The sequence below is a fragment of the uncultured Campylobacter sp. genome, assembly GCF_938045225.1.
GTDB lineage: Bacteria > Campylobacterota > Campylobacteria > Campylobacterales > Campylobacteraceae > Campylobacter_A.
Window position 1 is genome coordinate 1 of the sequence record NZ_CALINL010000023.1, and the last position, 2,590, is coordinate 2,590.

3 protein-coding genes and 1 pseudogene are annotated in these 2,590 nt (G+C 43.0%); all 4 read left to right on the forward strand.

The genetic code is table 11. The annotated features are described in order from the left end of the window. The coding region (locus tag Q0200_RS01470; protein WP_297936925.1) for an AAA family ATPase at window positions 1-1,189 on the forward strand (1,189 nt) is incomplete at its 5' end. Window positions 1,190-1,193: 4 nt separating this feature from the next. Then, a complete protein-coding gene (locus Q0200_RS01475; RefSeq protein WP_297936928.1) occupies window positions 1,194-1,838 on the forward strand; it encodes a phosphatidylserine decarboxylase in 645 nt (214 codons plus the stop codon). After that, a pseudogene (locus Q0200_RS01480) lies at window positions 1,819-1,926 on the forward strand (CDP-diacylglycerol--serine O-phosphatidyltransferase); the annotation flags it as partial. The gene Q0200_RS01475 and the pseudogene Q0200_RS01480, both read left to right, overlap by 20 nt. 18 nt (window positions 1,927-1,944) lie before the next feature. Continuing rightward, complete coding sequence (locus Q0200_RS01485; RefSeq protein ID WP_297936930.1) at window positions 1,945-2,250, forward strand: SH3 domain-containing protein; 306 nt, start codon at window positions 1,945-1,947, stop codon at window positions 2,248-2,250. Window positions 2,251-2,590 lie beyond the last annotated feature (340 nt).

The following is a 2,590-nucleotide window of genomic DNA, read 5'->3' on the forward strand; positions in this document are numbered from 1 at the left end:
TATCGAGATGTTTGTCGGCGTGGGTGCTAGTCGCGTGAGAGATCTTTTTGAAAATGCGAAAAAAGAAGCCCCGGCGATCGTCTTTATAGACGAGATCGACGCTATCGGCAAAAGTCGCGCAGCTAGCGGAATGATCGGCGGAAACGACGAGCGCGAGCAAACGCTAAACCAGCTTTTGGCTGAGATGGACGGCTTTAGCTCGGATGCGTCGCCCGTTATCGTACTTGCCGCGACGAACCGTCCGGAGGTGCTTGATGCCGCGCTTTTAAGGCCGGGTAGATTCGACAGGCAGGTGCTCGTCGATAAGCCTGATTTTAAAGGTAGGATCGAAATTTTACGCGTACATATAAAAGATATTAAGCTAGATCATAGCGTTAGTATCGAAGATATCGCGCGCATGACGGCGGGCCTTGCGGGAGCGGATCTGGCAAACATTATAAACGAAGCCGCGCTACTAGCGGGCAGAAAAGAAAAAGGCAAAGTCGAGCAGGCTGATTTGCTCGAGGCCGTTGAGAGAGCGATCGCTGGTCTTGAGAAAAAATCTCGCCGCATAAATCCGAAAGAAAAACGCATCGTGGCCTATCACGAGAGCGGACACGCGCTCATAGCCGAAACCACCAAAGGCGCAAACAGAGTCACCAAAGTATCGATCATACCGCGCGGGCTTGCGGCACTGGGATACACGCTCCATACGCCTGAAGAGAATAAATTTATGATGCAGCGCCACGAGCTGATGGCTGAAGTGGATGTGCTTTTAGCAGGGCGCGCAGCTGAAGAGGTCTTTATAAAAGAGATTTCGACCGGTGCGGGCAACGACCTAGAGCGCGCGACCGATATACTTCGCTCGATGATCTCGATATACGGTATGAGCGATATCGCGGGACTCATGGTGCTTGAAAAGCGCCGCAGTACTTTCCTATCCGGCGGTCAGGCCGATAGGGACTATAGCGATAAAACGGCGGAAAAAGTGGATGAATTTATCAAAACCACGCTTGATGAGCGCTATAAACACGTGCTTGAGACGCTAAGAACCTACGGCGACGCGATAGAAAATATGGTTGAGGCGCTTTACGAAGAGGAAACCATCGAGGGCGCGAAGGTTAGAGAGATTATCGCAAACTACGAAAAAGAGCACGGGATGTCTAGTAGGCTCGTAAATTTAGAAGAAAACAAAGAGGAACAAGTGTAAAGATATGCAAAACATCGGGCTAATCGCAAAACAGGGCTACAAATACGTTTTCGTTTTAGGGCTTTTGCTTTTGCTTGCGCTGGTTTTGGGCGTATGTCAAATTTTATTTTTCGTGCTTTTTGCGCTTTGCGTATTTTGGTTTAGAAACCCGGAGCGAGCACTAGGTAGCGATGATGCGTACGCCGTACTTAGTCCGATCGACGGTAAGATAAAAAGCATAGATAAAATTTACTATTTTGATACGCAGTGCGTAGCCATAACTATCCGCAAGGGCGTATTTGACCCGGGCGCGCTCAGAGCTCCTTGCGATATGGAGCTTTTAGAGGCCAAACAAAGGCACGGACTGTTTTTGTGTAATGCCATGGAAGCTTCTAAAAATTTAAACGAGCGAGCCTTGTTCGTCTGTAAAAATTCAAATAATAAATTTGCGATCCGCGTCATCGCGGGGCCTCTTAGCAAAGGCATTTCTTTTGAAAATTTCAGCCGACTAAAAGCGGGCAGGCGATTTGGTTTTTTAGGTAGCGGCGAGGTGGTTTTGATACTGCCCGCAAATACGAGAATAAGCGTCAGCGTAGGCGAAAAGGTCGCGAGTGCTGGCATTTTAGGGTTTTTTAGCTACGAGGAAAAAGATGCAAGACAATCAGCATAAACTTCAGTTAATGTATATTTTGCCGAATTTATTCACGGCGGCTTCAGCGTTTTTGGGTATTATTAGTATTATCATAGCAATCTTTGGCTCTTTATCATATTTTTTCATGAGTTCAGTAACGATAAGGAAGTATGGATTCTATATTTCATCAATAGGAATTGTACTATTTATATTAAGTACAATATTTGCAATCTCACGTAAATCTGTCATAATTGATAATAATTATGCGATTGTATTAGCACCTATCGTTTATATAAAAAATGCACCAAATAAGACTGGTACTGATGAAATCCTTTTACATGAAGGTACTAAAGTTTATATTATAGATCGTACATTTAGGGATTGGTATAAAGTAAGGTTGTCTGATAATCGTGAAGGTTGGCTACCAATTCATAGTGTAGAAGAAATTTAATTATACATTGTATATTATTAATTGCATTGAATATATCTGATATTATAAACTTAGACAGACAGCTTTTGATTTTCATCAATGGCTATGATAACATAATGGTTAGTGGGGTTATGATGACTCTCACTAATGGTTTCTATTGGATTCCGTTATATCTTTCGCTTTGTTATTTAATTATAAAAAATAACGAAACGATGGGACAAATCGTCGTAACTATCTCGGGATGCATTTTAGCTGTAGCTATGGCAGGTGGTATTGATGATTTATTGATTAAACCTTGGATTTCTCGTTTACGTCCATGTAATGATTTAGATATTAAATATTGTATTAATAATTTTATTTG